This window comes from Saccharospirillum sp. MSK14-1 (assembly GCF_003054965.1).
Classification (GTDB): domain Bacteria; phylum Pseudomonadota; class Gammaproteobacteria; order Pseudomonadales; family Natronospirillaceae; genus Saccharospirillum.
In genome coordinates, this window is sequence record NZ_MIES01000026.1 from 608,776 (window position 1) to 632,713 (window position 23,938).

Below are 23,938 nucleotides of genomic sequence, written 5' to 3' on the forward strand. Positions count from 1 at the left end.
GATAGAAGTCATCTTATGCGTCTGCAACTACCCAACCCTGTCCTGATTCTGTGTTTTGCCGTCACCCTACTGGTTTCCTGGTCGGTAGCGGCGGAACAAAGCTTTCCCATTGAAATTGAGCACGCCTTCGGCACCACCACCTTGGATGAAAAACCCGAGCGTGTGGCTACCGTTGCCTGGGCCAACCACGAAGTTCCTTTGGCGTTGGGCGTGGTGCCGGTCGGTTTTGCGGCGGCCAATTTTGGTGATGACGATGGCGACGGTTTGCTGCCTTGGGTGAAGGCGCGTCTGAACGAGCTCGGAGCCGCCACGCCCGTGTTGTTTGATGAAGGCGACGGCATCGATTTCGAGGCCGTGGCAATGACTCAGCCGGATGTCATTCTGGCGGCCTATTCCGGCCTCAGCCAGGCCGACTACGACACCCTCAGTCTGATTGCGCCGGTAGTGCCTTTTCCGGAATCGCCCTGGTCAACCGACTGGCGCGAGATGATCCGCTTCAACAGCGCCGGCATGGGTATGGCCGCTGAAGGGGACGTCTTGATCGAGCAACTGGAACAACAGATTGCCGATACCGTAGCGGGCTACCCGGAACTCGACGACAAGTCGGCCATGTTTATTACTCATCTGGATGCGACCGATTTAAGCCTGGTGCGTTTTTATACCGCCAACGATACCCGGGTGAAATTCTTTGCCGACCTGGGTTTGCGCACACCACAAAGTGTTGAGCAAGCCAGTCGCGATGGACAGTTCTCTGGCGAAGTCAGCGCTGAACAAATCGACCGCTTTAACGACGTCGATATCTTTGTGACTTACGGTGATGAAAGTCTGCTGGCACCGCTGCAGGCGAATCCGTTGACGGCGAGAATGCGCGCCATCGCCAACGAATCCGTCGTGATGTTAGGCAACGGTCCGATTGGTACCGCTGCCAATCCGACACCCTTGTCGATTGGCTGGGTGCTGGATGATTACGTTGCCATGCTGGCCGAAGCCGCACGCAAAGCGCAATGACATCGCCTGCTGGTTTGAAGGACGCAACGCCGTCTTTTAAACAGAATATTTTATTGCGATCGGCCGGTTTACTGGCGCTGCTTTTAGTCTTGCTGGCGCTGTGTTTTTTATCGATAGCGGTCGGCACGCGCGACGTTAGTTGGCCGGAAATTATGGCCGCTTTGCAGGGCCAGATTGATAGCGTCGGTGACGCCGCCGTCGCCACCCGTATTCCTCGTACTTTATTAGCCGTCATTGCGGGCAGTGCGCTGGGATTGGCCGGTGCCATTATGCAGGGGGTGACTCGTAACCCGCTTGCCGATCCGGGCATTCTTGGCATCAACACCGGCGCTTCCCTAGCGGTGGTTATTGGGCTGGCCTGGTTTGGTATGAGCCTGGCACATACTTATGTCTGGGTAGCAATTTTCGGCGCCGGCATCACCGCAGTTTTTGTTTATGCCATCGGCTCGCTCGGTCTGGGTGGTGCAACGCCACTCAAATTAGCCCTGGCCGGAGCCGCGACTTCCATTGCCTTATCCAGCTTCACCATCGCTGTGGTTTTACCGCGTAATGATATCGCCGGCGGCGTGCGTTCCTGGCAGATGGGCGGCGTTGGTGGCGCTACCTTCGATACCCTCCTCTTAGTGCTGCCATTTCTGATCGTTGGCTTTGTGATCAGCCTGTTATCGGCGCGCAAATTAAACACCCTGGCGCTGGGTGATGAGCTGGCTGCGGGTCTGGGTGAAAACGTCATGCTGGCGCGTTTAAGTGCTGGCCTGGGTGCCATCCTGCTGTGCGGTGCAACCACTGCTGCCTGCGGACCGATCGGTTTTGTCGGTTTGGTGGTGCCGCACCTTTGCCGGTTATTGGTCGGTGTTGATCATCGTTGGTTATTGCCGTTCTCCGCGCTCAGTGGTTCGGGTTTATTGTTGCTGGCCGATGTGGTGGGGCGACTGGTGGCCCGACCGAGTGAACTGGCAGTCGGAATCGTCACTGCCTTTATCGGTGCGCCATTTTTCATCTGGATCGTGCGTCGTCAGCGAGTGCGTGATTTATGACAATTACTCAGACAGATGTGCTTGAGCGTGTTGTTACGCAGCGACATAAACGTCGCCAGGGCTGGCGTTCTATCGCGCTGATTTTTATGCTGATTTTACTGGTTGGTTTCACGCTGACGTTGCTGTTGGGGCAATCTTTTACACCGCCTTTGGATGTGCTGCGGGTGTTGTTGGGAGAACCGGTTCCCGGTGCCAGCTTTACCGTTGGTCATCTACGTTTGCCGCGTGCAGTGTTATCCATTCTGGTGGGTGTGAGTTTCGGTCTGGGCGGTGTCGCCTTTCAGATTATGTTGCGCAATCCACTGGCCAGTCCGGACATTATTGGCGTCAGTTCAGGCGCCAGTGCCGCAGCGGTTTTTGCCATCGTCGTGCTGCAATGGGATGGCACTGTGGTGACCGTTTTCTCGGTGTTGGCCGGCCTTGGTGTGGCGTTACTGGTTTATGCGTTATCGTTTAAAAACGGCGCCGCCGGCAGCCGCTTGATTCTGATTGGTATTGGCGTGGCGGCGATGATCGAGAGTTTTATCGGCTATGTTTTGCTGCGCGCCCCCGCCTGGGATTTGCAGGAAGCCATGCGCTGGCTGACCGGCAGTGTGAATGCGGCGCAATTGAGTCAGGCCTGGCCGGTGTTGGTTTCTTTGCTGGTTTTTGGTGGCCTTCTGCTCAGCCGGCGGCGCGATCTGGATGCGTTACGCATGGGTGATGATACCGCTGCAGCGCTTGGTGTGAAGGTGGGAGTCACCCGGGTTATGGTCATTGTTAGTGCGGTTGGCATGATCGCCGTGGCAACGGCCGTTACCGGCCCCATTGCCTTTGTTGCTTTTTTGTCTGGGCCTATCGCGGCACGCATTGTCGGCAGTAAAGGATCGTTGTTAATTCCATCGGCTTTGGTCGGCGCTTGCCTGGTATTGATGGGCGATTATGTCGGACAATTTTTATTGCCCAGCCGTTATCCGGTCGGCGTCATTACCGGTGCGTTGGGTGCGCCCTATCTGATTTATCTGATCATTCGCGTGAACCGCGCGGGAGGTTCGTTGTGACGCTGGATCATCGTTTGGTGGTTGAGAATTTATCGGCCGGTTATGGCGAACGGACCATTTTGGATGGTCTCAATCTCGATGTTATTCCCGGTCGCATTACCTCCATTGTGGGTGCCAATGCCTGCGGTAAATCGACGCTGTTGCGCACCATGTCGCGGTTGTTGAAACCCACGCATGGACAGGTGTTGCTCGATGGTAAGTCGGTGCATCAACGACCTAGTCGTGAACTCGCCCAGACGCTGGGTCTACTGCCGCAATCACCGATCGCGCCGGAAGGCATTACCGTGGCTGATCTGGTCAGCCGGGGGCGTCATCCTCATCACGGTTTGATGTCGCGTTGGGGCGCTCGTGATGACGAAGCGGTTGCCCAGGCGTTGCAGGTGACCAAGACCGCTGAGCTAATGGATCGCGATGTCGACGAACTGTCTGGTGGTCAGCGCCAGCGCGTTTGGATCGCCATGGCGCTGGCGCAGGAAACAGCGTTGCTGCTGTTGGACGAACCGACCACCTTTTTGGATGTCAGCCATCAGGTGGAAGTGTTGGATTTGCTGGTCGATCTGAATCAAAGCCGGGGTACCACCATCGTTATGGTGCTGCACGACCTGAACCTGGCGGCGCGATATTCCGATCAGTTAGTGGCGGTGCAGGGCGGGCAACTGTACGCACACGGCGAGCCTGAGGCGATATTGAATGAAGCGATGATCGAATCGGTATTCGGGCTGCGCAGCCAGGTGATGATCGATCCGGTTTCTGGCAAACCGATGGTGTTACCGATCGGTCGGCACCGTTTGTCGCTCGGCACTAGTTGAGATAAAAAGTCAATGCTAATGAAAATGAGCATAATTCCCATTAGCATTGACTAAGTAAGCCCCTCCTTACACACTATGACACCCCTGATAACCAACAGGCCGCAGGCATCCCTCTGATGCTCGGCCTACTGAGGATGTCTATCATGTTCCAACCCAAACCCCGGATGATTTCAGCATGGACTCGCTGTCAACGTTCCACCTCTGTCCTGCTGTATTGTACTCCGTTGGTGTTTGCGCCGCTGAGTGCTCAGGCCGAGCAGGCTGAGAACGAAACTGAAGAAGAAACCTTCCGTCTTGCACCCATCATTGTTAACGCCCAGGTGCAGGCCGACGACGATGCCGAATCCACCGTCGCTCAGGAACTCTGGATCGGCGGCAAAGTCGCTACTAGTATTCTTGATACCCCGGCTTCAGTGTCGGTGATTACGCAAAAAGAAATTGAGCAGCGTGATGCCAATACGACTGAGGAAGTTTTGCAGTATACGGCGGGAGCCATTTCTGACTATTGGGGTACCGACGATCGCAATGATTACTTCCAGATTCGCGGCTACAAAGCGACAACATACCGTGATGGTTTAACGCTGGGTTCTATGCGTGGCGTTCGTGAAGAACCTTATGCTTTCGAACGCGTTGAAGTATTGCGTGGTGCCAATTCAACCTTATTTGGACCAGCCGATCCTGGCGGTTCAATTAATTTCGTCAGCAAACAACCCCGGTTTGAGCGATTCAGTGATACGTATCTGACGCTGGGGTCGTTTAGTCATGTGGAAGCGGGTGTCGACGTTGGAAACGTCCTAAACGAAGATGAAACACTGGCTTATCGACTGACGGGTAAAGTTAAAGACAGTGAACGCGAATATGACCATTCGCGCGATAACACTGGATTTGTAATGGGTGGTTTAACCTGGGATGCCACCGACAACACAAGTGCGACTGTGATCGTTGATTACCTGAATACTGACAGTACGCCGAACAGTGGTGGCTATGGATTTGATAAAGAATACGACCGTAGCGATTTTTATGGGGAGCCGGATTACAACTTCCATGATGTAGAACGTATAACGGTATCGGGTCAGGTTAGTCATGATTTTGAAAATGGTTTTACGCTCAGAAGCAATATTCGCTATAGCGATCTAACCGATGATTTTGGCTATGTCTATATCACCGATAGTGACAGTCGAGTAGGTTCTGTCGTTGATCGTGACTATTTTGGAAGTGATACGGAAGCCCAAGAGCTGATCGGTAACATTATTACCCAATATAGCGCGCAGTTTAATCGCTTCGATAGTAATACGACCGCTGGTATTGAGTACCGCAATGCGTCAAGCAGCAGTACCTCAGTATACGGTGACACAACCTCAATTGATCTGAATAACCCCAGTTACTCTGGCGCGCCATCCAGTTTGTCGGTTTATCAAGAACAGTCGCTGGACTACTCTTCCTTGGCCGTTTTTGTTCAGCAAGACATCGCCATCAATGATCAATACATTGTGACTGCTGGTTTACGTAACGACCTGCTGGATATATCACGAGAAGGCGAAAGCGCTTATACCGGTTCCTTAGATGCCGAAGATAATTTCTCGGAATTCTCTTTTCGAGGCGCTTTGACTTATATCGTTAACGATTCAGTATCCACCTACGTCAGTATGGTTGAGTCTGTTGAGCCACCAGAAGTGGGCTCCGAGCCTGAACGGGGAGAACAGTATGAGTTGGGTGCTAAGTATTCGCCGGCTGACATAAATGCGGTGTTCTCTGCTGCTGTCTATCAGTTGACCATAGGTAATGACAGCATCGCTATTGTTGGTGGCGATGGCAGCATTACACGTGAAAGTATCGATGAATCCCAGGTCCATGGTCTTGATCTAGAAGCCAGAGCTGAAGTTACTGCCAACCTGAGCATAACAGCAGCCTACTCTTATATGATGTCTGAGATCGAACGTCGTGAAGGCTCTGAAGAAAAAGAAGGTAATGAGTTACCGACAGCACCGAATCACACTGCTTCGGTTTGGGGTTTCTATGAAATGCCGGAATTGGACCTTGGTGTTGGTTTGGGTGCTCGATATGTTGGCGCCTATTACTTTTCAGAAGACAACGATGTAAAAAGCGATGAGGCGGTCATCTTTGATACCTCATTGAGTTATCGACCGATTGAAAATACCGATTTCTCAGTTCATGTTAGCAACTTGCTGGATGAGCAGCATGTTGCAAACAAAGGGTCCGCGATTTACTACAATCCCGGACGTGAAATCACTGCCACCGTTAGCTATAACTGGTAAATAAGTCGATTAACGGAACGCAATAAAAAACCGGAGTCGATCATTCGGCTCCGGTTTTTTTGTGTTGATAGGAAGTGCTAAAAACTCAGCTACCCGCCTTCTTCAACACTTCCGACAGACCTGCAACCGCACCGCCGATGTTGGACAGTTCAGCAGGCAGAATCAGGGTATTGTTGGTCTTGGCGAGCTTGCCGAATTCACCGACATACTGTTCGGCGATGCGCAGGCTGACGGCATCTTTGCCGCCGGGTTCCTGGATGGCGGAGGCGATTTTGCGCAGACCATCGGCGGTGGCAACCGCGATCAGTTCGATCTCTTTGGCACGACCTTCCGCTTCGTTGATCTGCTTGAGTTTCTCACCTTCAGACAGGTTGATGACTTCCTGTTTCTGACCTTCAGAAACGTTAATCATCGCCTGGCGTTCACCTTCGGATTTGGCGATGGCGGCGCGACGTTCACGCTCGGCGCGCATCTGTTGTTCCAGCGCATCTTTAATGCTTTCCGGCAAAGCGATGTCGGAAATTTCGTAACGCAGAACTTTGATGCCCCAGGGCGCAGCGGCTTCGTCCAAGGCTTGAACCACGACCTCGTTGATCTTGGCGCGTTCTTCGAACGTTTTATCAAGGTCGGTCTGGCCGATCACGGAACGCATGGTGGTTTGGGCCAACTGACTCGCGGCGTTGCGATAGTTATCGACACCATAACTGGCTTTGTGCGCGTCGATGACCTGAATGTAGAGCACGCCGTCGATGCCGACCTGGATGTTGTCTTTGGTGACACAATCCTGCTGGGCGACGTCGATCACTTCTTCTTTTAAGGTGTGTTGATAAGCAACCTTGTCGATGAAGGGAATCAGAATGTGAAAACCGGAGTCGAGGGTCTTGGAGTATTTACCCAGACGCTCGACGACGAAATTGGAACGCTGTGGAACGATGCGCGCCGTTTTGAGAATGACGACGATAACCGCGAGGGCAATACCCAGCGCCAGAATAGTGCCGATATCGAGAAAGCTGTTCATGGGATGTCCTTATTGTATGGGGAGGGGATTCAGTTCGGGCGCTGGCGACTGACAGTGAGCCGGATGCCTTCGTTGGCGACAACCCAGGCGACATCGCCTGCTTTGAGGTCGTCGTCGCTCAGAGCATCCCAGGCGACGCCATTGAGAATGACGCGGCCGGCGCCCTGGTTGAAATCGTGCTCTACGGTGACGCGTTCACCCAGGTCCTGGCGAAAAGCGCTGTGGCTTTCGCCTTGATCAGTGGTGAAGCCACCGAACCAGGCTTTAAGACGACGGCGGGCAACAACCAGCGAGCCGAGGCTGACAATACTGAAGGTTAATAACTGCCAGGTGAGACTGTCGATCCAACCCAGCCACAGCAAAATACCGGTCACCAAGGCACCGAGGCCGATAAACACAGCGACCACACTGGTGGCCAGTAATTCAGACAGAATCAGCAGGATGCCGACAACAATCCAGATGATGGCATTCATCCTGGTTTCCTTGTGTTAGGCGTCCGCATGGCCTTTGCGAACGCGCTGGTTATTGTTTTATTAAGGGGCTTGCTTATTTGTGTTCGACTTGTTCGATTTCGTATTCGACATCTCCGCCGGGCGTTTTTACCACGACTTCGTCGCCTTCTTCTTTGCCAATCAGCGCGCGGGCAATGGGTGAGCTGAAGGAGATTTTATTGACCTTCACATTGGCTTCATCTTCACCAACGATTTTGTAGGTCACGCCCTGATCGGTTTCCAGGTTAAGCAGGGTGACCGTGCAGCCAAAAATCACTTTGCCACTGTGCGGAATGTCGTGAATGTTGATCACTTGAGCGTTCGACAGCTTGCCTTCAATTTCCTGAATACGGCCTTCGATAAACCCTTGCTGTTCACGCGCGGCGTGATATTCGGCGTTTTCTTTTAAATCGCCGTGCTCACGGGCTTCAGCAATGGCTTTGATGACAGCGGGCCGTTTGTTTTGTTTCAGGTCTTTCAATTCGTTTTGTAAGGCGATTTCGCCTTCGAGTGTCATCGGATGGCGTTGCATCGGGATCGTCCTGTTTCGGGCCACACCGGTGGTGGGGCATGTATTCGGTTCGGGTTGGTGCCTGTTAAAGCACAAACAAAAAGGGCGCCGCAGCGCCCTTTTTCATTGTACGGGAGCCGGCGATCAGGCGATGTGCTTTTCGTGCAGTTGTTGCAGGCGGCGCACGGCGGTGTTCTGAGCGAACTTTAATGCCATGACCGAGGCCTCTGCACCGGCCATCGTCGTAGTGTAGTAAACCTTGTGTTGCAATGCACTACGGCGGATAGCGGAGCTGTCGATGATCGATTGACGCCCTTCGGTGGTGTTGATCATAAAGGCAATGTCACCGTTTTTGATCATATCCACCAGGTGCGGGCGGCCTTCTTTCACCTTGTTCACCACACTGACGCTTAAGCCTTCACCTTCCAGGAACTTGGCGGTGCCGCTGGTGGCGCACAATTCGAAGCCGAGTTCGACCAGAGCGCGTGCCGTCGGCAGGATGGTTTTCTTGTCGCGATCCTTAACCGAAACGATCACCTTGCCGGCTTCGGGCAGGCGGGTGCCGGCACCGAGCAATGCTTTGGCATAAGCCTCCGCGAAAGTTTCACCCACCCCCATGACTTCACCGGTGGATTTCATTTCCGGCGACAGAATCGGATCGACACCTGGGAACTTATTAAACGGCATCACCGCTTCTTTCACCGAGTAATAGGTCGGGATCAGTTCCTGAGTGAAGTTCAGTTCGGCGAGTGTTTTGCCGGTCATCACCTGAGCGGCAATTTTTGCCAGCGATACACCGATGGCTTTGGACACGAACGGGACGGTCCGTGACGCACGCGGGTTCACTTCGATGATGTACAGCTGCTCGTCCTGCCAGGCCATCTGCACGTTCATCAAGCCGATCACGTTCAGTTCCAGCGCCATAGCGGTCACCTGTTCGCGGATCAGGTCGAGCGCTTTTTGCGGCAGGCTGTAAGGCGGCAGCGAGCAGGCGGAATCACCCGAGTGCACGCCGGCTTGTTCGATATGCTGCATGATGCCGCCGATGACGACCTGCTTACCGTCGCTGACCGCATCGATGTCGACTTCAATGGCGGCATCCAAGAAGTAGTCGAGCAGGACCGGTGCGTCGTTGGAAACGCGCACCGCGTCTTTCATGTAGCGCTCGAGCTCGCTCTCTTCATAAACGATTTCCATGGCCCGGCCGCCCAGCACATAAGACGGACGTACCACCAGCGGATAGCCGATATTGGCAGCCACGGCCAGCGCCTGTTCGTGGCTGCGTGCCAAGCCGTTCTGAGGCTGCAACAGGCCGAGTTTGTCGGCCATGACCTGGAAGCGTTCGCGGTCTTCGGCGCGGTCGATGGCATCCGGTGCGGTACCGATGATCGGTGCGCCAGCGGCTTCTAGATCGCGTGCCAGTTTCAGCGGTGTCTGGCCGCCGAACTGAACGATTACGCCCTTGGGTTTTTCCAGCTCGATGATTTCCAGCACGTCTTCGAGTGTGATCGGTTCAAAGTACAAACGATCGGAGGTGTCGTAATCGGTCGAGACGGTTTCTGGGTTGCAGTTGACCATGATGGTTTCAAAACCATCTTCACGTGCCGCCAGCGATGCGTGCACGCAGCAGTAGTCAAACTCGATGCCCTGACCGATGCGATTCGGACCGCCACCGATCACCATGATCTTGTCGCGATCGCTCGGCGCGGCTTCGCATTCCTCGTCGTAACTGGAATACATATAGGCGGTGCTTGAGGCGAATTCAGCAGCGCAGGTATCGACGCGCTTGTAGACTGGGCGGACGCCCTGGGCCCAACGTTTTTTACGCACTTCCTGTTCGCTGACACCGACCAAACGCGCCAGGCGTTCGTCGCAGAAACCTTTGCGCTTCAGCTGGCGCATGCGGGTTTCGTCGAGGTCTTTCAGGCCCGATTCGGACAGCGTTTTTTCTTCGTTGATCAGGTCTTCGATCTGCACCAAAAACCACGGATCGATACCGGTTAAGCGCTGTACTTCTGCAACGCTGAAATCGGCACGGAAAGCATCGGCGATGTACCAGATGCGGTCGGCGCCGGGTTCTTTCAGTTCGCGTACGATGGTGTCGATGGCGCCCTCGGCGTTGAGGTCGACCTTGGCATCGAGACCGCCGACGTTCACTTCCAGACCGCGCAGCGCTTTTTGCAGCGATTCGGAGAAGTTGCGACCGATCGCCATGACTTCACCAACCGATTTCATCTGAGTCGTCAGCCGGTCGTTTGCCTGCGGGAATTTCTCGAAGGCGAAGCGCGGAATTTTGGTGACCACATAGTCGATGCTCGGTTCGAACGACGCCGGGGTGACACCGCCGGTGATTTCGTTGCGCAACTCGTCGAGCGTGTAACCGACAGCGAGTTTGGCGGCGACCTTGGCGATGGGAAAGCCGGTCGCTTTCGACGCCAACGCTGATGAGCGGCTGACGCGCGGGTTCATTTCGATGACCACCATGCGGCCGGTTTGCGGATCGACACCGAACTGAACGTTGGAGCCGCCGGTTTCCACGCCGATTTCACGCAGCACCGCCAAGGAGGCGTCGCGCATGATTTGGTATTCTTTGTCGGTCAGCGTTTGCGCGGGTGCGACGGTGATGGAATCGCCGGTGTGTACGCCCATGGCATCGAAGTTTTCGATGGCGCAAACGATGATGCAGTTGTCCGCTTTGTCGCGGACCACTTCCATTTCGTATTCTTTCCAGCCGATCAGGCTTTCGTCGATCAGCAGTTCGTTGGTCGGTGACAGATCTAATCCGCGTTCGCAGATTTCATCGAACTCTTCTTTGTTGTAAGCGATGCCGCCACCACTGCCGCCCATGGTGAAGGACGGACGAATGATGGCCGGGAAACCGATCCAGTCGAGGATGTCCCAGGCTTCCTGCATGGAGCGGGCGATGCCGGAGCGCGGCGTTTCCAAATTAATGGCTTTCATCGCTTTGTCGAAGCGCTCACGGTCTTCGGCTTTGTCGATGGTGTCGGCGTTGGCGCCGATCATCTGCACACCGAATTTGTCCAGTACCCCGTGTTTTTCCAGATCGAGTGCGCAGTTCAACGCGGTTTGGCCGCCCATGGTGGGCAGCAGGGCGTCGGGTTTTTCCTGCTCGATGATCTTGGCGACTTCGGTCCACACCACCGGTTCGATGTAGGTGGCGTCGGCCATGGCCGGGTCGGTCATGATGGTGGCCGGGTTGGAGTTCACCAGAATGACGCGGTAACCCTCTTCGCGCAGGGCTTTGCACGCCTGGGCACCGGAGTAGTCGAATTCGCAGGCCTGGCCGATGACAATGGGGCCAGCGCCGAGGATCAGAATGCTTTGTATGTCTGTGCGTTTGGGCATGGGTCAGTCGCTTCGCTTTGTGACGCTTGACGCTTGATGGGAGACGGGAGACGCAAGTTAGCGTCCAGCGTCTCCCATTCAGCGTTTTGCGTGATCCATCAATTCAATAAAGTGGTCGAACAAAGGCGCGCAGTCGTGCGGGCCCGGGCTGGCTTCCGGGTGACCCTGGAAACCGAACGCCGCCTTGTCGGTGCGGTGAATGCCCTGAACAGTGCCGTCGAATAACGAACGGTGTGTCAGTTCGACGTTGCCCGGCAGGCTGTCGCCATCGACCGCGAAACCGTGGTTTTGACTGGTGATCATCACCGTCTTATCAGCAATGGTTTCCACCGGGTGGTTGGCGCCATGATGGCCGGTTGCCATCTTCATTGTCTTACCACCGCTGGCCAGTCCCAGTAACTGGTGGCCGAGGCAGATGCCGAACACTGGAATGTCGGTTTCGAGGATCTGCTTAATGGCTTCAATGGCATAGTCGCAAGGCTCGGGGTCGCCCGGTCCGTTCGATAAGAAAACGCCATCCGGGTTCAGCGCCAGCACGTCTTTGGCGGGGGTTTGCGCCGGAACGACGGTCAGTTTGCAGCCGCGATCAACCAGCATGCGCAGGATGTTGCGCTTGGCGCCGAAGTCGTATGCGACCACATGATAGTTCAGGTCCGCCTCGGTTTTCTCGCTGTGACCGACACCCAGCTGCCAGCTGCCGGAGCGCCAGTCGTATGGCTTTTTAACACTGACTTCTTTGGCCAGGTCCATGCCTTTGAGGCCCGCGAATCCGCGTGCTTTGGCCAGTGCATCGGCCTCATCGATGTTGTCACCCGCGACGATGCAGGCGCCCTGAGCACCTTTGTCGCGCAGCAGACGGGTCAGGCGCCGGGTATCGATGTCGGCAATGGCAACGACGTTGTTGTCGATCAGGTATTCACCCAGCGAACCCTGGCTGCGGAAGTTTGAATGCAGCAAAGGCAGGTCGCGGATCACCAGGCCAGCGGCCCAAACGCGGTCGGACTCATTGTCTTCATCGTTGGTGCCGGTATTGCCGATATGCGGGTAGGTGAGGGTGACGATTTGTCGGGCGTAAGAAGGGTCGGTCAGGATTTCCTGGTAACCGGTCATGGCGGTATTGAACACCACCTCGCCGATCGATTCACCGGGAGCGCCAATACTGACCCCCCGGAATAGACTACCGTCGGCGAGAGCAAGTATGGCTGGCGTACTCAAGATCCGTTCCTCTATTCGATACGAATGGACTGACTGGGCAACGGGACCGATTTCGTTGCAGCATCCTGACCGGTCGGACGAAAGTCCTAGCCTCTTTCGCAAAAAAGCGAGATGAAGTAGCCTCCATCCCGCTCGGAATTCGTTTGCGATGTGCAAAGTCGCGACCTGTGCTCAGCAGCGTAGACGTAAACGTCTGATTTTGCTGTGCCGGCGATCCGGGTGCCGTGCCCAAATTTCGGGGATTCTACCCAAGAAACAGCCTGGCTGTCCACCGAACCGGGCCATGAATCACGCCTTTCAGAGGAACGACCATGTCGTTGAATGCTCGTCTGTCCTTTACTGAAGATTTGGCCGTTCAGGCCGGTCAATTAATCCGCAAGCGCCGCGAAGTGGGCAACCTGAATACCGATTTTAAAGGGGGGATTGAGTTGGTGACCGATGCCGATCTGGCGTCAGAGCAACTGATCACCAACGCCATCGCCGCCAGTTATCCGACCGACGCCATTCTGGCGGAAGAGAGCAATCAGTCACTGAGCGATGCGCAGTTAAACGGGCCGCTCTGGGTGATCGACCCAATCGATGGCACGGTTAATTACGCGCATGGTCATAACATGGTGGCGGTCTCCGTTGCCTGGTACGACCGGGGCGAGGCTCAGGTTGCCGTGGTGTACAACCCCTTTTTGAACGAGTGCTATACCGCCATTCGCGGCCAAGGTGCGTGGTTAAATGGTCAGCCGATTCGGGTGTCCGACAAGACCGACCTGTCGCGCGCCATTGTCGGCACCGGGTTTCCTTACGATCGCGCCGCCCGTGCTGAGTTACTGCCGCGTCTGAGCCGGGTTCTGGTCGAGTGCGCTGATGTGCGCCGTCTGGGTTCGGCCGCCATGGATATCTGTTGGGTCGCCACTGGCCGGTTGGACGCCTACTACGAATCGATCAGTCCGTGGGATGGCGCTGCCGGTCAGTTAGTCGCGCGCGAAGCCGGTGCGGCACTGAGTCATTTTTTGCCGATTGATGGTGACTTGCCGGAAGAGTTGGAAGGGCGTCATTGGTTAATCAGCACGCCCGGCATTCACGAGCCATTGAAGGCGATACTGGCGTCAGCAGACGTTTAATTCTGTGAATGAACGTTCTGTTCATTGTGCAAAAGACGATGGAGTGTGCGACGATTGGTAGCATCTAACGCTACCTCGTAACGCCTCCATCATGTCTCAAACTGCCCAACTTGTAGATACGCTCAAGCGAATTTTACGCGAGCGCAAAATCACCTACGCGGACGTCGCCGCTCATCTCGATCTTAGCGAAGCCAACGTTAAACGGATGTTCTCCAAGCGTCATTTTACGTTGTCGCGACTGGAAGAAGTCTGCGCACTGGCCGGTACCGATCTGAGTTATCTGATGACGCGGATGCACGAACGGGCGATGAACCTCGATGAATTGAGTGAGGCCAGTGAAGCCGAGCTGGTGTCGAACCCAAAGCTGTTGCTGATGGCGCAGCTGATGGTCAACCGTTGGCCCTATGAGGAAATCGTCAAGACCTATCGGATTGAAAACGACGAAGCCTGCGAGCTGTTGGCGCGATTGGATCTGATGGGTGTGGTTGAACGATTACCGGGCAATCAGATTCAAACCAAGATCTCACGTGATTTTCGTTGGATTCACAATGGTCCGGTCTACCAGTTCTTTCGCCAGCACATTTCCAGCGAGTTTTTTGACTGCAATTTCGACCCGCGTATGGGCGAAATATTGGTGTTTGTTGGCGGGATGCTGTCCCGGGAATCCAATCAACGCATGCAGGGCGCCATTCGACGCCTGGCGAAAGAATTCGATGAGTTGAGCCTGGAAGACTCGCAGTTGCCACAGCACGATATTTTCGGCACCGGGCTGGTGATGGCGATGCGTCCGTGGGAATTGAGTATTTTCACGCAGTTGCGGCGCGGGCCGATTACCAAGAAATTCTGAGGGTTAACCCGGCAACGGACGTGCCGGGAGGATGGTTAAGTCGTTAGACGATGAAGTCCAGGTTGCGGCCGACGGTTGCTTGCTGGTCTTTATATTGTTCGCGCACCAAGGCTTGTTCATTGACGTCACGGCTTTGCTCAAAGATGGTTTCAAAACGCTCTTGAGCGTTGTCGAACTCCTGCTCTTTGACGTCGTCGTTGCGGGCATCAGAGCGTTCGGTTCGGTTTTCCGATTCCTGCTCAATCGAGCGGGATTCTTCCACTTCGCGATCACTGTCTTCTGTCTCTGCGCGCTCTTGCTGACGCAATTCAACTTGAGCCTGAAGCGCCAGCTGAGTGGCCTGGGCTGCAACGGAACGGTCCTGACTGGACGGTTCTGCCGGGGCCAAGGCGGCCTGGCGAATCTGCTGAGCTTTTAAGCGGGTTGCTTCCGGGTTGCCGGGCACCGGTGACAGGTCAATGGGCACTTCACCAGACACTGCATAGCGACGACCATCCGGACCGGTGGTGTAGTCCAGTTTCATGGCACCTGCATATTGTCCGCCGACGGTTTGGTGAGCCTGTTCATGACTGCGCACTTCCCGGTCACGGCGTGCCAGGTCACGAATGGTTTCCAGCTGTTCTTTCTGCAAACGTTCTTCGTTGCGGCGCTCCGCCAGATTTTGCGATTGACTGCTGTCGTCTTCGGAAGTGTTTTGCTGCACCGGACGGCTGGCTTCAGCCGAATCGTTACGCTGCTGTGAAGCGGACGCAGATGCCGGATTGGCCCCCTGTGCGCTGGCTTGGCGTTGTTGTGCCGCGCCCTGTTCGGGGCGGTTTTGGCTCGCCGTTGTCGCTTCGCTTTCTTCGACCGGCGAAAACACCGCAGTTTCGTTGCGACGACGCAACTGCGCCTGCTGATCAGGATCGTTGACCGGCGCAATGCTCGGTGTTACTGACGTTGGGGTAAGACCACTGAGTGTCGACATCCTGTACCTCCCCTAAACTTCGATATCCAGCAAGGATCCCAATGTTGCGGAGCCTGCCTCGACAACACGAGCGCTAGCTTGAACCTGAGTTTTGCCTTCAATCTGTTCTACCAGAGGGGGAGCAAGGTCATCCGTTCCGCCTTCTTCAGCCGGAATATTGGCACGCGCAATCTCCTGGCCACTGCGAGCCAGAGAGTTCATGCCGGTATGGATACCGGAAATAGCGCTACTGAAGACTGAACCTATCATTTCATGCTCCGGGATAAGGTCCCTGAAGTGACTGCGAAAATCAGATGGATCACGAGCCCAAACGTTTGAAAATCCGTTTGAAACGTTTGAATTGCACACATTTTAACCAGCATTTGTCAGCTTGTTGTAACAAATTGTTATAAAACTTCAATTTCTTGGTTTTTTTGCCGACTTAATCACAGTTCAACCCTCAATCCGTGCATTTTCCCCACTCATCGTTGCTCCCTTGTTCAGCCACTCCTTACAGTGTTTGGTCGAATGACTCTGGATGGACGGGCACGGATGCCTGTGAAATTCCCCGCTTTTTATCGTCAAACCGCGTCGCTTCTCGCCCGCGGTGTGAATGGCCTTGTCGGGCTGGCCTGCCCATTGTGCGAACAATCGTCGTATAACGGCGAGCTGTGCGAGTTATGCCGCAGCTGGCTGCAACCCTTGGTGGATCCGTGCCCGGGTTGCGGTGCGCCCAATACGCTGGCGCCGCTGTGTGGCCGTTGTCAGCGCCAGCCGCCTGCCTGGCACCGGCTGAGCGTGGCCTGGCCTTTGGTCGGAGCCTGCCGGTTTATGATTCATCAAATGAAGTACCACCAGGATTACGCCAGTGCGCGGGCCTTGGCGGAACACTGGGTGCGGGTGGTTGATCCGGCTCCTGGCGCGGCGGAGGTCGCGCTGCTTCCGGTGCCTGTGCATCGCCGTAAACTGAATGAACGAGGCTTTAACCAGGCGCAGTGGTTAGCGGCGATCTGGTCGCGATCGCTGGGCATTCCGGTTTGGCAGGGTGTCAACAAAGTGCGGCCAACACCCGCTCTGGAAGGTTTGAACCGGCGGCAGCGTAAGGCAGCGCTGCAAGGTGTTTTTGAGGTGACGCAGCTAGCGCCTGCGCGACTGATCATTGTTGATGATGTGCTGACCACCGGCGCAACGGCAGCCGAACTGAGCCGCCAGCTGTTAACGCAGGGTGTGGGGCGAATAGAGGTGTGGACGCTGGCACGCACGCCGCTGGGTGACTAAGCCCACTTTGGCTCGGCTTTGCTCTACAATGCGCCGACATTTTCCCGCCAGGCTGTGATATGACCACAAGTGCTCATCCGTACGATGCTCTGAGTCAGGACCGGCTGATCGATTGGATCGAATCACTGGGCCTTTGGTCAGACTATCGACTCTATCCGCTCAACAGCTACGAAAACCGGGTTTATCGCGTGGGGATTGAAGACGCTGAGCCGATGGTCGTGAAGGTATACCGGCCCGGGCGCTGGAATGAGGCACAGATTCGCGAAGAACTTCAGTTTACCGATCAACTGGCCGTGGCCGATGTGCCGGTGGTACCGGCGTTGAACATTGCAGGCGATGTCCTGCACGAGCGCGATGGGTTTTACTTTGCCTGCTTTCCAATGCGTGCCGGCCACGCCTTTGAATTGGATAATCCGGATCAGTTGTATCGCATCGGCCAGCATCTGGGACGCTTGCATAATGTTGGCGTGGTAGAGGCATTTGAGCATCGACCTCGGTTATCGCTGTTGGATCCACTGCAGCAGGCGCAGACCTTCTTTGCGGACAGTCCCTTGTTACCGGACGATTTGCGCGCCAACTACCTGGCCACGCTGGAGCCGCTGATCCGCCTGATACAGGATCGCTTCGAGCCGATTTACCGCGATATACCGGTCCACCGCATCCACGGTGATTTCCACGCGGGCAATATTCTCAGTCGCGGTGATCAATTGTTGATTGTCGACCTGGACGACACCGTGATGGGACCGGCGGCTCAGGATATTTGGAAGTTGTTGTCCGGCGACGTCAACGAGCAGCGGCTGCAATTGAGTGAGCTTGAAGAAGGGTACGAACAGTTCCGGCCATTTCCCAAATCGGATCTGGCGCTATTGGAGCCGTTGCGCACGGTGCACATGGTGCGGCATACCTTATGGATTGCGCAGCGCTGGCAAGACCCGGCGTTTCCGCGTGCCTTTTCCTGGTTCGACAGTGCGCGCTTTTGGAGTGACCACTTACTGGCGTTGCGCGAGCAGTGGTCCCTGTTGCAAGAAGCGTAAGAGTGACAGGCAGCGTAGGCGTTATCAGCAGGGCGACATGAGTCGCCCTTTTTTATGCGGCTTAGTCGTCCGCCAGAATTTCGATCAAGATAATGCCACTGTTGTGGTCGCTGCCCCATTCGCTGACTTCCAGCGTGAAGGTGCCCGGAATCAGGTCGACCTCAATCATCGAATGGGTACTGCCACCGTGATCATCGTTTTCCAGAACCAGACCGCGACCGCTGAGCCTTAAAATGGTATCGAGCGTATGCGAGCTGGCGCGGATGCGCACTGAGGCTGGGTCGTCGGCCACCAGCCAGTATTGCAAGGTTTGGCCGCGCTCGAATTCACCGTAGAACCGGTCGCCTGGCGTGACGATACCGTCGTTCTGAATGCGAATGGTATCAGCGCTGTTGGCGACGCTGATGGTATAGCGGCCATTACCACGATCGGCGGCCGATACGTCGAGTTGATAAGTGCCTGGCGCCAGATGCTCGCTGATGCGGGCACCGTTGCCCAGGCCACTGTCCGCATCCGTGCGGTTGATGACGCTGTTGCTCAGCGTCAGTTCCGGATCAAAATCGTCAGAAGTGACATCGACTGTCATTTCCGCCGGCTGTTCCAGAATCAGGTTGTAATGGTGGCTGGTCGAGTTCAGCTGACCCTCGATACGATCGCCGAGGTGAATCTCGCCGGGTTGCTCAAGTAAGGCATTTTTGACAGGGTGGGTTTCCATCCACAACTGGTAGCGCCCTGCGCGATACAAAGCGCCGAAATCGCGCGCCACCAGTTGGTAGTCACCGGCCGGTAACGTCGTGGTGATACTGGCGTCGCTGCCCGAACCGCTGTCGTCGTCGCGCACATCGACATCCGGTCCGGTGAGCACCAGATAGGCGTCGAAGTCGCTGCTGCGCAGGTCAATTTGTACCGAACTCGGTCTAGCCAGCGAGAAGTGATAAGCATCGTGGCTGCCTTGTGTCAGCAGGCCATTGATCACCTCGCGTTCCGGCAATTCACCGCCACTGCGGCTGCCAGCTGGCAGAGCGATGGTCTGGCTGTGGAGGTGGACTGCCTGGCCGGGGTTGCTGGTGAAGTCGGCGCAGTCGCTGCGGGCGCGCATGGCGTTAGGCCGTTCGTTGGGCAGCAGGACCAGCTGGTAATTGCCAGCGGCAAGGTAGGCGTGCAGTTGCAGTTCACTGCCTTCGCACGCCACGGCATCGGCTAAATCGCGCTGCTCTCCATCCCCGATAAAGGCGGTAAAACTGCCGCTGGTGTCGAACAGAGTCAGATCCAATTCCAGGCTTTCAGGAATGGGCAATTCAAACCGGTAGGCCAGGCTTGGATCCAGCTGTGATAGATACTCGGTATTCAGTATCAGGGTGTCATCCATTGCCAGCGGCTGGATATTCACCGGCTCCAACCGATAAGGGCCGTAGGCGTTGTCGGTGGCACCACTGACAATCACCGTCAGACAAGCATCGTCGGGTAATTGCACCAGCAGCAGGCCGTTATCGGTGTGGCGTTGACTGGAACCCAGCAGGTCGGATTCGATGCTGGTAACCGACAGCCGCGCTTTGAACGGGCCGTTAAAGCGATACAGCCCAACCTTGCCGGCATCGCCTTCACATATCAGATGGCGGTAGTAGCGCGTACCGTCGTTCTGATTGACCGGGCTGTGCGAGGTCAGTTCGCCACGCAAAACATCGCCCAGATGTTCCTGGGTTTCGGCCTGAACGGACGCCAGCACCAGGCTCAGTATCAACCATGGCAGGGAACGAGCCAGACGCCCGAACCGGAAGGCAGAAAAACGCTTCATGGAATGCATTTCCTTAACTCGGTTTGCGACCTAAGTGGACCGGCCGCACTGCAAACTGCGAATAGGAAGAGAGACAGCGGGAATAAAAAAGGCGGCCGAAGCCGCCTTTTTATCGAATGGCTTAAGAGGTAACAGCCGTTGCCTGAGTGATTTCCAGACGAATGGTGCCGTTGCTGCTGTTGCCAAAGTCGCGGACCTGGATGGTGTATTCACCCGGTGTCAGGAACTGCTCGATCAGCGAGTTGGTGCCGTCGCCGCCGTCATCATCTTCCAGGTTTAAACCGCCACCGCTCAGCGTCAGCACGGTATCGGCTGAGCCAGAGCTGGCGCTGATGCTGACGGTACGGGCGCTGTCGACGTTCAGGCGGTAGGTCAGCGGCTGGCCGTTGGTCATCTGACCGTAGACCACATCACCCGGTGCCACATCGCCGCTGTCTTGCAAACGGCCGACCGCTTCGGCCTGAGTCACGCTGATATCGAAGACGCCGCCAGACTCGCCGTAGGCCGATACCTGAATGCTGTAAGTACCCGGCTCCAGCAGGGTTTCGATGCGGGAGTTGGTGCCGTCGCCGCCATCGTCGTCGCTGAGGTTGACGTTGTTGCCAACCAGAGTGAGCAGAGTGTCAAAGTTGTCTGAACCAACATTGATGGTAATTTCGGAGCGCTCTTCAACCGTCAGGCTGTAGGTGTTGTCGGTGCCGCTGTGCAAGCCGGTCAACTGTTCGCCCGGAGCAATGTCACCTTCGTTGGTGAGGTCGCCGCTGAACGGTTCGATGCGTGCGCGCAGGTCGTATTGACCGCCGCTGCCAGAACCGAAGGATTGCACCAGTACGCGGTAGTCACCCGGACGCATGATGGAATCGATTTCGGAGTTGGTGCCGTTACCGGAGTCGTCGTTGCGCTGTTCACCATCGGGACCCTGAATTTCCAGGACGGTGTCGAAGTCAGATGACGCCAGGTTGATGGTCACTTGAGCCAGCTCGTCGATTGTTAAGCGGTACTCGTTATCGCGACCGTTACCCAGCACGCCGATGATTTCGTCGCCATTGGACAGCGGACCGCCATTGCGCATGCCTTCGGGCATTAAGCTGGCCGTGGTCTTCAAGAAGAACGCCTGGCCATTGGTGGTGGCAACGGCAGCACACTCGTCCACAGGCAGATCGCTCGACGGGCGCTGGCCGGGAATCAACGAGACTTCATAATCGCCCGGTTCAAGGTAGGTGGTCATGCGCAATTCATTATCGCCACAGGCTAACGCCTGATCGCGGAAGTCGTCGTTGCTGATGCTCAGACCAAGACGGCCGCTGGCGTCGACCAGTTGCATCTCCAGCTCGGTGGCATCGTCAACGCTCAGCGGGAAACTCAGGCGCTTATTGGCATCGGTTGCAGCCAGAATGGACTGGCCAGGTTCCAGGCGACGGGTAGAGCTTTCAGCGCTGACGGCATTCAATTGGTAAGGGCCATAAGCATTGCTGTTCTGGCCGCTGACAATCAGCGTCACGCATTGATCCGCCGGCGGGTCGATCAGTACCAGACCGCCGTCGCCGCTGGTGGCTTTATTGCCCGCACCAATCAGGCTGTAATTTTCATCGATCAGTGACAGGCGAGCGCTGAACGGACCCTGAAACTCATACAAGGCAATGTCATCGCCATTGCCAGCACAGAAACGGTGGCTGGAATAACGGGTGCCATCGTTCAGGTTGACCGGGCTTGCCGAGGTCAGTTCACCGCGCAGGTTTTCGCCCAGCGCTGAGACCGGAACGTCTTCAGCAAATGCCTGGGAAGCAAAGGCGCTCAGAGTGGCGACCAGACTCAGACGGGTTAAAGGGCGAAGCGCCCTGAGGTGAGCTGCGCTCAGACGGCTGATCATGAATTACATCTCCTTCGGGGGTAGGTCGCAGCCAGGTCCGACCTGGCTACACAGCAAGCAAGCGACTATAGGGAGCCCGTCATGTTAGGTAAAGTCGGACATTGCGCTTCGTGAGCGGGATCAGACTTTTGGTTTTTAATGCTTGCGTCCGGCCTGAACTTCCGGTTGGCGTAAATGCTGTGCGAGCTTGTCCAGTACGCCATTCACATAGCGATGCCCTTCACTGGCTCCAAAGACTTTGGACAGCTCAACACCTTCATTAATGATCACCTTGTACGGTACGTCCAACCGGTGAACCATTTCATAGCTGCCCATTCGCAGTATAGCCAGTTCTACCGGAGTCATTTCCCGGGTGGGGCGATCGGTAAAACGTTCGATCTGGGAATCGAGTTCCGCCTTGGTGGTGGCGACACCGCGCAGGATTTCAGTGAAGTATTCACCGTCGACCTTAGTCATATCGTGGTCGGTGTTGAACTCGGCTTCGATCTGGTTGATCGGCGATGACGACACCTGCCATTGATACAACGCCTGTACCGCCAGTCGACGGGCTTTGCGGCGAGCCGCCATGGATGGACGATCGCTCATTCGCTGACCTCGATCTGCTTGAACAGGTTCACCATTTCCAGCGCCACCTGAGCGGCTTCGGCGCCTTTGTTGCCGGCTTTGGTGCCAGCGCGTTCAATGGCTTGCTCGATGGAATCGACGGTCAGTACACCGAAGATGACCGGCACGTCAGTGGTCAGGGAAACCGAGCTCAAACCACCAGCGGCTTCGCCAGCCACGAAATCGAAGTGCGGTGTGCCGCCGCGAATCACGGCGCCGAGTGCGACGATGGCGTCGTAGCGGTCGGTTGCTGCCAGCTTCTGACAGACCAGCGGCAGTTCATAAGCGCCCGGGGCGCGCACGATGGTGATCTGATCGTCTTTAATGCCGTGGCGTTTCAATGCATCGACGGCGCCGTCGAGCAGGCTTTCGACCACGAAGCTGTTCCAGCGGCCGACGACAATGGCGTATTGCGCGGCGTTGGGCGAAAAGTCGCCTTCCAGAGTTTTGAGCGAAGAGGTGAGTGTCGACATCGTCCTATCCTGTTGGTGGAGCCGTGGCTCCAGGCAAAAATTAACGTGGCCGGTCAGTCGCCGGCCGCAGCGATATATTCTGTCACTTCCAGATCGAAGCCGGAAATGCCACCGAATTTGATGGGCGAACTCAGCAAGCGCATCTTGCCGATGCCCAGCTCGCGCAGAATCTGCGAGCCGGTACCGATGGTGTTGTAGGTCCCGTATTTATCCACTTTGGGGTTGCGACGACTGGGCTCGCCTTTGCATTGTGCTAACTCGGTCAGCACATCCGGCGCCTGTTGGACGTCCAGCAAGACCACGCAGCCAGCGCCTTCTTCGGCGACGCGCTTGAGCGACGCATCCAGCGTCCAGCCGTGGCCACGCGGTGGTGCGACCCCCAATAAGTCGCGCAGTGTCTGGGCCACGTGCACCCGCACCAGCGTCGGTTCGTTGGGATCGAACGGGCCACCCAGCGTCAGTGCTAAATGCGTACCGCCGGTCACGCCATCGCGAAACACCTGAACCTCAAATGGACCGTTACGGGTTTCCAGACGATTGGTTTCAACGCGCTCGATGGTGCGCTCGTTCAGTATTCGGTAGTGGATCAGATCGGCGATGGTACCGATGCGCAGACCGTGTTCTTTGGCGAACACTTCCAGGTCGGGACGGCGCGCCATCTCGCCATCCTCTTTCATGATTTCGACGATGGCCGCAGCGGGAATCAAACCGGCCATGCGCGCCAGATCGCAGCCGGCTTCGGTATGACCGGCGCGGCTCAATACACCGCCGGGCTGGGCGCGTAATGGAAAGATATGGCCCGGTTGAACGATGTCTTCCGCTTTGCTGTTCGGGTCGACCGCAACACGAATGGTGCGTGCCCGGTCAGCGGCGGAGATGCCAGTGGTGACACCCTGCGCGGCTTCGATGGAAATGGTGAAGGGCGTGCCAAAGGCTGAGCCGTTGTCCTTTTTCACCATGGGTTCCAGCCCGAGGAAATCGCAGCGCTCACCCGAGAGCGTCAGGCAAATCAGACCGCGCGCTTTGGAGGCCATAAAGTTGATGATCTCGGGCGTCACTTTTTCCGCCGCGACGATCAGGTCACCTTCGTTTTCACGATCTTCATCATCCATCAGGATGACCGGTTTTCCCTGGCGAATGTCGTCGATGATGTCTGCAATACTGTCCAGTGCCACAGCGGGACCTCGTCGTTGTAAAAGAGCGACC

General features: G+C 56.1%; 20 protein-coding genes. 9 read left to right on the top strand and 11 right to left on the bottom strand.

Annotated elements, in window-relative coordinates:
• Window positions 1–15: 15 nt before the first annotated feature.
• From BGP77_RS06790 to BGP77_RS06810, 5 genes are all read left to right on the top strand, one after another.
• Window positions 16–1,008 carry an iron-siderophore ABC transporter substrate-binding protein gene (locus BGP77_RS06790; protein ID WP_108163955.1) on the top strand — a complete coding sequence of 331 codons (993 nt, stop codon included), beginning with the start codon at window positions 16–18 and terminating at the stop codon, window positions 1,006–1,008.
• The gene (locus BGP77_RS06795; RefSeq protein WP_108163956.1) at window positions 1,005–2,045 is read left to right on the top strand and encodes an iron ABC transporter permease; all 1,041 of its coding nucleotides are present in this window, start codon (window positions 1,005–1,007) and stop codon (window positions 2,043–2,045) included. The genes BGP77_RS06790 and BGP77_RS06795 overlap by 4 nt, the downstream gene beginning before the upstream one ends.
• A complete protein-coding gene (locus tag BGP77_RS06800) occupies window positions 2,042–3,085 on the top strand; it encodes an iron chelate uptake ABC transporter family permease subunit (protein ID WP_108163957.1) in 1,044 nt (347 codons plus the stop codon). Before BGP77_RS06795 ends, BGP77_RS06800 begins: the two co-directional genes overlap by 4 nt.
• Entirely contained in the window at window positions 3,082–3,894 is an 813-nt protein-coding gene (locus tag BGP77_RS06805; protein ID WP_108163958.1) for an ABC transporter ATP-binding protein, read from the top strand. The genes BGP77_RS06800 and BGP77_RS06805 overlap by 4 nt, the downstream gene beginning before the upstream one ends.
• A 143-nt stretch (window positions 3,895–4,037) precedes the next feature.
• Entirely contained in the window at window positions 4,038–6,170 is a 2,133-nt protein-coding gene (locus BGP77_RS06810; RefSeq protein ID WP_108163959.1) for a TonB-dependent siderophore receptor, read from the top strand.
• Between the two features lie 85 nt (window positions 6,171–6,255).
• On the opposite strand, the gene BGP77_RS06815 is transcribed toward BGP77_RS06810, so the two are convergent.
• The 5 genes from BGP77_RS06815 to carA all read right to left on the bottom strand — a co-directional run bounded on the left by BGP77_RS06815 (window position 6,256) and on the right by carA (window position 12,771).
• Window positions 6,256–7,188 carry a stomatin-like protein gene (locus tag BGP77_RS06815; protein WP_108163960.1) on the bottom strand — a complete coding sequence of 311 codons (933 nt, stop codon included), beginning with the start codon at window positions 7,186–7,188 and terminating at the stop codon, window positions 6,256–6,258.
• 29 nt (window positions 7,189–7,217) lie between these two features.
• The gene (locus BGP77_RS06820) at window positions 7,218–7,661 is read right to left on the bottom strand and encodes an NfeD family protein (RefSeq protein ID WP_108163961.1); all 444 of its coding nucleotides are present in this window, start codon (window positions 7,659–7,661) and stop codon (window positions 7,218–7,220) included.
• A gap of 73 nt (window positions 7,662–7,734) precedes the next feature.
• Window positions 7,735–8,211, bottom strand: a complete 477-nt coding sequence (gene greA / locus BGP77_RS06825) for a transcription elongation factor GreA (RefSeq protein WP_108163962.1) — start codon at window positions 8,209–8,211, stop codon at window positions 7,735–7,737.
• A gap of 123 nt (window positions 8,212–8,334) precedes the next feature.
• Window positions 8,335–11,556, bottom strand: coding sequence for a carbamoyl-phosphate synthase large subunit (carB, locus tag BGP77_RS06830; protein WP_108163963.1), 3,222 nt, complete (start codon window positions 11,554–11,556; stop codon window positions 8,335–8,337).
• Window positions 11,557–11,634: 78 nt separating this feature from the next.
• The gene (gene carA, locus BGP77_RS06835; protein ID WP_108163964.1) at window positions 11,635–12,771 is read right to left on the bottom strand and encodes a glutamine-hydrolyzing carbamoyl-phosphate synthase small subunit; all 1,137 of its coding nucleotides are present in this window, start codon (window positions 12,769–12,771) and stop codon (window positions 11,635–11,637) included.
• A gap of 311 nt (window positions 12,772–13,082) precedes the next feature.
• Between carA and BGP77_RS06840 the strand changes: the two genes are divergently transcribed.
• Window positions 13,083–13,886, top strand: a complete 804-nt coding sequence (locus BGP77_RS06840) for an inositol monophosphatase family protein (RefSeq protein WP_108163965.1) — start codon at window positions 13,083–13,085, stop codon at window positions 13,884–13,886.
• Window positions 13,887–13,977: 91 nt separating this feature from the next.
• Window positions 13,978–14,733: a helix-turn-helix transcriptional regulator gene (locus BGP77_RS06845; protein ID WP_108163966.1), complete on the top strand. Its 756-nt coding sequence runs from the start codon at window positions 13,978–13,980 to the stop codon at window positions 14,731–14,733.
• 43 nt (window positions 14,734–14,776) lie between these two features.
• Here BGP77_RS06845 and BGP77_RS06850 read toward each other — a convergent pair whose 3' ends face one another.
• Window positions 14,777–15,700, bottom strand: coding sequence for a putative metalloprotease CJM1_0395 family protein (locus BGP77_RS06850; protein ID WP_108163967.1), 924 nt, complete (start codon window positions 15,698–15,700; stop codon window positions 14,777–14,779).
• Between the two features lie 12 nt (window positions 15,701–15,712).
• On the bottom strand, window positions 15,713–15,949 hold the full coding sequence (locus BGP77_RS06855; RefSeq protein WP_108163968.1) for a hypothetical protein: 237 nt from the start codon (window positions 15,947–15,949) through the stop codon (window positions 15,713–15,715).
• A gap of 282 nt (window positions 15,950–16,231) precedes the next feature.
• On the opposite strand from BGP77_RS06855, the gene BGP77_RS06860 reads away from it, so the two are divergent.
• Together BGP77_RS06860 and BGP77_RS06865 are read left to right on the top strand one after the other, a co-directional pair.
• Window positions 16,232–16,957: a ComF family protein gene (locus BGP77_RS06860; RefSeq protein ID WP_108163969.1), complete on the top strand. Its 726-nt coding sequence runs from the start codon at window positions 16,232–16,234 to the stop codon at window positions 16,955–16,957.
• Window positions 16,958–17,016: 59 nt separating this feature from the next.
• Window positions 17,017–17,991, top strand: coding sequence for a serine/threonine protein kinase (locus BGP77_RS06865; RefSeq protein WP_108163970.1), 975 nt, complete (start codon window positions 17,017–17,019; stop codon window positions 17,989–17,991).
• A 1,916-nt stretch (window positions 17,992–19,907) separates the two neighbouring features.
• On the opposite strand, the gene BGP77_RS06875 is transcribed toward BGP77_RS06865, so the two are convergent.
• The 4 genes from BGP77_RS06875 to ribBA all read right to left on the bottom strand — a co-directional run bounded on the left by BGP77_RS06875 (window position 19,908) and on the right by ribBA (window position 23,907).
• Window positions 19,908–21,656: a PPC domain-containing protein gene (locus BGP77_RS06875; protein WP_108163971.1), complete on the bottom strand. Its 1,749-nt coding sequence runs from the start codon at window positions 21,654–21,656 to the stop codon at window positions 19,908–19,910.
• Between the two features lie 135 nt (window positions 21,657–21,791).
• Window positions 21,792–22,241, bottom strand: a complete 450-nt coding sequence (gene nusB, locus BGP77_RS06880) for a transcription antitermination factor NusB (protein WP_108163972.1) — start codon at window positions 22,239–22,241, stop codon at window positions 21,792–21,794.
• Window positions 22,238–22,732 carry a 6,7-dimethyl-8-ribityllumazine synthase gene (gene ribE, locus BGP77_RS06885; protein ID WP_108163973.1) on the bottom strand — a complete coding sequence of 165 codons (495 nt, stop codon included), beginning with the start codon at window positions 22,730–22,732 and terminating at the stop codon, window positions 22,238–22,240. The genes nusB and ribE overlap by 4 nt, the downstream gene beginning before the upstream one ends.
• 53 nt (window positions 22,733–22,785) lie before the next feature.
• Window positions 22,786–23,907 (bottom strand): bifunctional 3,4-dihydroxy-2-butanone-4-phosphate synthase/GTP cyclohydrolase II, encoded by a 1,122-nt coding sequence (gene ribBA, locus BGP77_RS06890; RefSeq protein WP_108163974.1) that lies wholly within the window; start codon window positions 23,905–23,907, stop codon window positions 22,786–22,788.
• Between the last annotated feature and the right edge of the window lie 31 nt (window positions 23,908–23,938).

What these genes read in the sequence shown, in the direction of transcription:
- BGP77_RS06865 (WP_108163970.1), top strand. Translation starts at nt 17,017, where the DNA reads ATGACCACAAGTGCTCATCCGTACGATGCTCTGAGTCAGGACCGGCTG.
- BGP77_RS06790 (WP_108163955.1), top strand. Translation starts at nt 16, where the DNA reads ATGCGTCTGCAACTACCCAACCCTGTCCTGATTCTGTGTTTTGCCGTC.
- BGP77_RS06855 (WP_108163968.1), bottom strand. Translation starts at nt 15,949, where the DNA reads ATGATAGGTTCAGTCTTCAGTAGCGCTATTTCCGGTATCCATACCGGC.
- greA (WP_108163962.1), bottom strand. Translation starts at nt 8,211, where the DNA reads ATGCAACGCCATCCGATGACACTCGAAGGCGAAATCGCCTTACAAAAC.
- BGP77_RS06820 (WP_108163961.1), bottom strand. Translation starts at nt 7,661, where the DNA reads ATGAATGCCATCATCTGGATTGTTGTCGGCATCCTGCTGATTCTGTCT.
- ribE (WP_108163973.1), bottom strand. Translation starts at nt 22,732, where the DNA reads ATGTCGACACTCACCTCTTCGCTCAAAACTCTGGAAGGCGACTTTTCG.
- BGP77_RS06840 (WP_108163965.1), top strand. Translation starts at nt 13,083, where the DNA reads ATGTCGTTGAATGCTCGTCTGTCCTTTACTGAAGATTTGGCCGTTCAG.
- nusB (WP_108163972.1), bottom strand. Translation starts at nt 22,241, where the DNA reads ATGAGCGATCGTCCATCCATGGCGGCTCGCCGCAAAGCCCGTCGACTG.
- BGP77_RS06800 (WP_108163957.1), top strand. Translation starts at nt 2,042, where the DNA reads ATGACAATTACTCAGACAGATGTGCTTGAGCGTGTTGTTACGCAGCGA.
- BGP77_RS06845 (WP_108163966.1), top strand. Translation starts at nt 13,978, where the DNA reads ATGTCTCAAACTGCCCAACTTGTAGATACGCTCAAGCGAATTTTACGC.
- carB (WP_108163963.1), bottom strand. Translation starts at nt 11,556, where the DNA reads ATGCCCAAACGCACAGACATACAAAGCATTCTGATCCTCGGCGCTGGC.
- BGP77_RS06850 (WP_108163967.1), bottom strand. Translation starts at nt 15,700, where the DNA reads ATGTCGACACTCAGTGGTCTTACCCCAACGTCAGTAACACCGAGCATT.
- BGP77_RS06875 (WP_108163971.1), bottom strand. Translation starts at nt 21,656, where the DNA reads ATGATCAGCCGTCTGAGCGCAGCTCACCTCAGGGCGCTTCGCCCTTTA.
- BGP77_RS06795 (WP_108163956.1), top strand. Translation starts at nt 1,005, where the DNA reads ATGACATCGCCTGCTGGTTTGAAGGACGCAACGCCGTCTTTTAAACAG.
- BGP77_RS06810 (WP_108163959.1), top strand. Translation starts at nt 4,038, where the DNA reads ATGTTCCAACCCAAACCCCGGATGATTTCAGCATGGACTCGCTGTCAA.
- BGP77_RS06815 (WP_108163960.1), bottom strand. Translation starts at nt 7,188, where the DNA reads ATGAACAGCTTTCTCGATATCGGCACTATTCTGGCGCTGGGTATTGCC.
- BGP77_RS06860 (WP_108163969.1), top strand. Translation starts at nt 16,232, where the DNA reads ATGCCTGTGAAATTCCCCGCTTTTTATCGTCAAACCGCGTCGCTTCTC.